4 protein-coding genes are annotated in these 6,318 nt (G+C 42.5%); all 4 read left to right on the top strand.

The features are described from left to right. Positions 1-342 precede the first annotated feature (342 nt). The 4 genes from KBF71_08665 (at position 343) to KBF71_08650 (ending at position 5,683) form a co-directional block, all read left to right on the top strand. Positions 343-1,653: a sodium:proton antiporter gene (locus tag KBF71_08665; protein MBP9878384.1), complete on the top strand. Its 1,311-nt coding sequence runs from the start codon at positions 343-345 to the stop codon at positions 1,651-1,653. A 93-nt stretch (positions 1,654-1,746) separates the two neighbouring features. Beyond that, positions 1,747-3,120 carry an MATE family efflux transporter gene (locus tag KBF71_08660; GenBank protein MBP9878383.1) on the top strand — a complete coding sequence of 458 codons (1,374 nt, stop codon included), beginning with the start codon at positions 1,747-1,749 and terminating at the stop codon, positions 3,118-3,120. A gap of 100 nt (positions 3,121-3,220) precedes the next feature. Beyond that, positions 3,221-5,041 (top strand): translational GTPase TypA, encoded by a 1,821-nt coding sequence (gene typA, locus KBF71_08655; protein ID MBP9878382.1) that lies wholly within the window; start codon positions 3,221-3,223, stop codon positions 5,039-5,041. Between the two features lie 288 nt (positions 5,042-5,329). Next, entirely contained in the window at positions 5,330-5,683 is a 354-nt protein-coding gene (locus KBF71_08650; protein ID MBP9878381.1) for a 5-carboxymethyl-2-hydroxymuconate Delta-isomerase, read from the top strand. The last annotated feature ends 635 nt before the right edge of the window (positions 5,684-6,318 follow it).

Genomic DNA, 6,318 nt, shown 5'->3' with positions numbered 1-6,318 from the left:
ATGTTTATGCTGTGATTCATTCGGACCCCTTTCATCTAAACTCTCGATAAGTTTAAAAGAAAATTCCTACTGAAAAGCGGACATTTCTATCTTGCTCAAACAGGACAATATCATTTTGCTCCTACATAGATATTTTCCCTCTTTGCATTCTCCACAACCTGTGTTAACCTGAAAACCTAACCTCATTTTTTTGGTGAATACACTTGAAACAAGACCTTTTCAATCTCTTTATTGCTATGATAACCCGAATGGCCATTTGGGCCTAATTGATATTTATTGCTCATTTGATGAGCCACCCCTCACTTCCCATATACCAATTATAAAAATCTTTAGGAGACAATCATGTCTTATATTCGCTATTTTTCACCCATCCTGCTCTTCGTCACTCTTTTTGTCGGGAGCGGCATCTACTTCACGCTGCAAGGGACAGCGAACGCCTTTTATCAACTCTCACCCTTAACAGCCATTATTCCAGCGATTGCCCTGAGTTGGCTTTTAAACCAAGGCAATACAGAAGAAAAAATGCATAACTTCCTCGATGGCGTCCGTCATCGAGACATCATCACCATGTGCATCATTTTTCTGCTGGCTGGCGCTTTCAGTGAAGTGACAAAAGAGATCGGCAGCGTGAGTGCCACGGTCAATCTCTCCCTATCCCTGATTCCACCCCAGTTTATTCTGATTGGACTCTTTTTAACAGCAGCCTTCATCTCAACCGCAATCGGAACCTCCATGGGCACCATTGCAACTATTGCGCCGATTGCAGCTGAGATCAGCTTACAGGGTGGATTCTCTGTTCCTCTAGGGATAGCCACTGTTGTGGGTGGTGCGATGTTCGGGGATAATCTCTCAATCATTTCTGACACAACCATTGCTGCGGTTATGTCTCAGGAATCCAATATGAAAAGCAAATTAAAGCTGAATGCGAAATTAACAATTATTCCTTGCTTGATTACGCTCGCCCTGCTGCTCTTGAGCACAGAAAGGCCTGAATCAGTGATAGCTGGGGACTATACGCTTTGGCTCATCAGCCCTTATATCCTGCTCATTACATTGGCTGTTACGGGCATGAATGTCTTTATCTCTCTTGTGATCAGCATTGCTTTTGCTGGACTCATTGGATATATCGACAACCCTGATCATGATATTCTCTTTTTGAGCTCAGCTATTACAAAGGGCTTTGCATCGATGAATGAGATCATGCTTCTATCATTAATGGTTGGAGGGCTTTCTGGACTTGCCGGAAAAGGATCACAAGAGCTTGCCGCACGTCTTTCTGCTTGGATTGAAGATCGCAAAGGCGGACAGAAGATGGCTCAGCTTCTTATTGCAAAAATTGTGAGTCTCTTTGATGTCTTGCTCGCAAACAATACAATTGCGATTATCGTCAGCGGAGAGATCGCGCGTAACATTTCAAAGAAGTACAGAATCCCTGCACATTACAGCGCAACATGGCTTGATATCTTCTCATGTGTTTTCCAAGGCATCATTCCTTATGGCGCTCAAATCCTTTTGGCAAGTGCAATTGCGGGCATATCTCCCCTCTCTGTTACGCCTTATGTGTACTATTGTTACCTCCTTGGTATCGTAAGCACATTGCACATTTTGTTTATCAAACCCAAACGAGAAGAAAATGAGCTATCGCAAGCTTAAGCCAGTTTACTCTTGCAATAATCGATAAGTTTCTATATAATAGAGCTCCTGGATTAATTCCGGAGCTCTCTCCTTATAGAAGAAATTACGATTATGACGCCGTATCCAAATGCGAGTTTAAAGCAGATATTATATATCTCTTTTCCGATGATGTTAACAAGCCTTTCTGGCACACTTATGTATTTCATCGATAGACTTTTTCTCGCAAACTACTCTGAAATATCAATGAATGCCGCAGCTTCTGCTGGCATGATGGCCTCCCTTTTTACTTACGGAGCTTATTCTATTGCTGTGATTGCCGAAATCTTTGTTGGTCAATATAATGGCGCGGGTGAATACAAAAAGACAGGTAGAGCTGTTTGGCAAATGATTTACTTTTCCCTTCTCTTGTCTGTTCTCTTTGTCCCTATTGCTTATTTTGAAGCAGATGCTTTTCTGCCGGAAATCCTTGAAGAGGAAGGCCGAACCTTTTTTAGAATCAGTCTTGGCTTTGGCAGCCTCACGCCGCTTATTGGCGCTCTGACCGCCTTTTACATCGGACGAGGCAAAGCAATTTACGTCACCGTCACTGCACTAATCGCTAATGGCTTTAATGCGATTGCAGCCTATCTGCTGATTTTCGGTATTGAGGGCTGGTTTGAACCCATGGGCACAAAAGGCGCTGCGATCGGAACAGTATCAGCTTGTGCTTTTGAAGTTTTACTGCTTGGCTGCGTGTTTTTAAGCAAGTACAACCGGACCCATTATAATACGCATGACTACCGTTTCGACTGGTCCATTTTCAAAAAATGCTTACGCATTGGATCTCCTGGAGCCATTGGTCACACAATTGAAGTCGGTGCTTGGGCTGCTCTTTTCCCAATCGTTGTCTCAAAGGGTCTTGCTTACACAACCATTTTGACAATTGGACAAACAATTTTCATCCTCTTTATCTTTCTGATGGAAGGCCTGCAAAAAGGGGTTACCTCTATTGCATCCAACCTGATTGGTGCAAAAGACCATAAGCTCATCTCTCGCCTTTTAAAGAATGCGGTCATCGTCCATTTTGGCATTGTTGTCCTATTAGCGATCCCTCTTCTTTTGTTCCCAGAATCACTCATTGAGCTCTTTTTCAGTGAAAACAGTACAGTATCAAACCCTGAAGTCATTCTGAAATACGGGACGCGTGCTCTTTTCTGGGTCTGGGTCTTCTGCGCGATCGATGGCCTCACTTGGGCAATTGCCGGTATCTTCACATCTGCTGGTGATACAACCTTTATTATGCTCAGCAACGCATTTACATCATGGGGTTTTGCGGTTTTACCTCTTTACTTTGTGATTCAAATTTACGATGTCTCTCCAAGTTTCAGCTGGCAATTAACAGCTTTCTATGGAGCGATGAACCTGCTCTTCTTTACATTTAGGTATAGAAGTCGTAAATGGCTCAAATTCAAAATTCATGAATTTGACCCAGGCGTCCAAAAATAAAAAAAAGAGCGTGCTGAATTTAATTGAATTTACTTACTTTTTGCTTTATAAAAATACATCCTTCATGAAAACATTTATTAACCCGAACGAGAAATAAACTATGGAAAATATTAGAAATATCGCCATTATCGCCCACGTGGATCATGGCAAAACAACATTAATTGATTCGATTTTAAAACAGAGCGGTACCTTTTTAGAACATCAAAAAATTGAAGAATGCGTGATGGACAGCAACGATCTTGAACGTGAGCGCGGCATTACCATTTTAGCAAAACCAACATCAATTGCTTGGAAAGATCATAAGATTAACATCATCGATACACCAGGCCACGCGGACTTTGGTGGCGAAGTTGAGCGCGTTTTGAACATGACCGATGGTGTGATTCTGCTTGTTGACTCTGCAGAAGGCCCTCTTCCGCAAACAAAATTCGTTCTCGGAAAAGCACTCAAACAAGGCCTTCGCCCCATTGTGATCATCAACAAAATTGACCGTGGTGATGCAAGACCTGACGAAGTGCTGGATGAAGTCTTTGATCTTTTTGTGAGCTTAGATGCATCGAACGAACAGCTTGACTTCCCAATTCTTTATGCTTCAGGTCGTAGCGGCTGGTGTGTGACTCACTTAGATGAGCCACGCGAAAATTTACATCCTTTGCTTAATCTTGTTTTATCACACGTTCCCTGCCCTAAAGTGGATGATGAAAAACCATTCTCAATGTTGTCAACTCTTCTCAGCTCTGATCCATATTTGGGCAGAACGCTAACCGGTAAAGTCTATAGCGGAAAAGCAAAAGTAAATACAACTGTAAAAGCCATGAGCCTCAATGGTGAAATAGTTGAAACAGCTCGCCTTACAAAACTCTTCGGCTTTAAAGGAACAGAACGCGTTCCAATTTCAGAAGCTGTTGCTGGTGATATTATCTGCGTTGCTGGTCTTCAAAAAACATCTGTGGCCGATACAATTTGCGACACAGTTGTAACAGAAGCAATTCCAACCACACCAATCGATCCGCCAACAATGTCGATCACCATTACCGTGAATGACTCACCTTTTGCAGGACGTGAAGGAACAAAAGTCACCTCGAATCTTATCCGTACAAGACTGCAAGCAGAAGCTGAAACAAACGTTGCGATTAAAGTGAATGAGTCTGAAAACAAAGATTCTTTTGAAGTCAGCGGCAGGGGCGAATTACAACTTGGCGTTCTCATTGAAAACATGCGCCGTGAAGGCTTTGAGATGTCTGTCTCTCGCCCTCGTGTTGTCATGATGCGTGATGAAAACAACCAGCTCATTGAGCCTGTTGAAGAAGTGGTCATCGATGTGGATGAAGAATTCTCAGGCACAGTGATCGACAAAATGAATCGTCGTAAATCTGATCTCAGAGAAATGAAAACATCAGCTGGTGGTAAAACACGTTTGATCTTTGATGCACCTTCTCGTGGATTGATTGGTTACCAAGGCGAATTCCTCACAGATACAAAGGGAACTGGTGTTCTCAACCGTATCTTCAACAAATACGTTTCTTATAAAGGCGATATTCCAGGCCGTCGCAACGGTGTTCTGATCTCAAATGATACAGGACAAGCAGTTGCTTACGCGATCTTCAACTTACAAGATCGCGGCATTATGTTCGTTGATCCGCAAGATAATGTCTACTTAGGCATGATCATCGGTGAACACAACCGTGAAAATGACCTTGACGTCAATATCCTCAAAGGAAAAAAACTCACCAATATGCGTGCATCTGGCTCTGATGAACATGTTTTACTGGTGCCGCCAAGAAGATTGACATTAGAAGAGATGTTCTCTTACATTAATGATGATGAGCTTGTTGAAGTCACACCAAAAACACTTCGTTTGCGCAAGAGATACCTTGATCCAAACGAAAGAAAAAGAATGGACCGCTCTGCAAAGGATTAAAGGGTTAACAAATACTGGCCGTCATTGCTGTAAGGTCGAGTAATTCATTGATGAAAGCCTATTTGATTCGTCATCCTGAGGCCCGCTTTGCGGGCCGCGAGGATCCAGCCCTGAAGGATCAACGCAAGACACTTGTCGAGAGATTTCTGGATGGTCGCGTCGCGACAAGTCGCTCCTCACCATGACGACATTGATAGATTTCTCAAACTCTTTCATCAACGAATTACGTGACCTTACAGCGATGACGGTTACTGTTGACCATAGTAAAAACTTGAAAAGGAGACCTCTATGCCTCATCTCATCCTAGAGTTCAGCGATAATGTGATAGAACAAGATCGCTTTTCAGATTTGTTTCAAAAATGTCATCAAACATTGGCTAAAAAACTACCGACCAATCTCATGAGCTGCAAAAGCAGAGCGATTCCTCTTGAACATTTTTATCTAGGTGATGGTACAGAGAGCCTTGCCTTTGTTCATGGAACATTGAAAATCATGCCTGGTAGAACAGAAGAGGTTCTGAATCAAACCGCAGAAGCTCTCATGTCTCTTTTCAAAGCTCATTTTAAAGAAACAGCCAAGACCCTTGATCTGCAGTTCAGCCTTGAAATTGTGAACCTCAGCCCTACTTACGTGAAGGACTAACCTGAGCCGACCTTAGCTAATCCTGAACTCCTTTCTAATTTTGACATTCCTCTCTCTTTATCATCCTTCCCTGTCATTCTCGATCATCCTTCCCTGTCATTCCCGCCTTCCCCCTACGCCAAGGCTTCGGAGCGACAGGTCGCGGGTGTGACAAAGGGAGGAGCGGGTGTGACTGCGGTAGCTCAAGTGAACAGTATTACAAATAAGTTCAGCATAATGCGACATGACTCTTACCACCCCATAATGTAATATAATTTTACACTCAATTTATATTACAGAATGTTGACAATATTAACATATTTATTTTACTGGATTTATACTGTGGCACGCTTCTTGCTGTAAAGTTAGTCGAGGAAGTATCAGAAAGCTAAACACCTTTGAGATGCTTCCAAATAGAGTCGATAAAACAATTTAATGATATTGATTTAGGAGAATGCAAATGAGTAAAACATTATTACAGAAATATATCCCCGGAATCTTGATCTTCTCAGCCATGATGCTTGCGGTGGTGTACAGACCGGAGACATGGGTAACGAATGTGCGGGGACATAGGTAACACTTTTTCGATTATAACTTAGAGTATAAATTTACGGGAGTGTATTTTTCCATCTGATCTAAATCTATTGCTCCAAGCC

The sequence above is a fragment of the Alphaproteobacteria bacterium genome (assembly GCA_018063245.1).
Lineage (GTDB): Bacteria > Pseudomonadota > Alphaproteobacteria > JAGPBS01 > JAGPBS01 > JAGPBS01.
The sequence above is the reverse complement of the archived record's forward strand: the minus strand, read 5'-3'. Positions and strand labels throughout refer to the sequence as shown.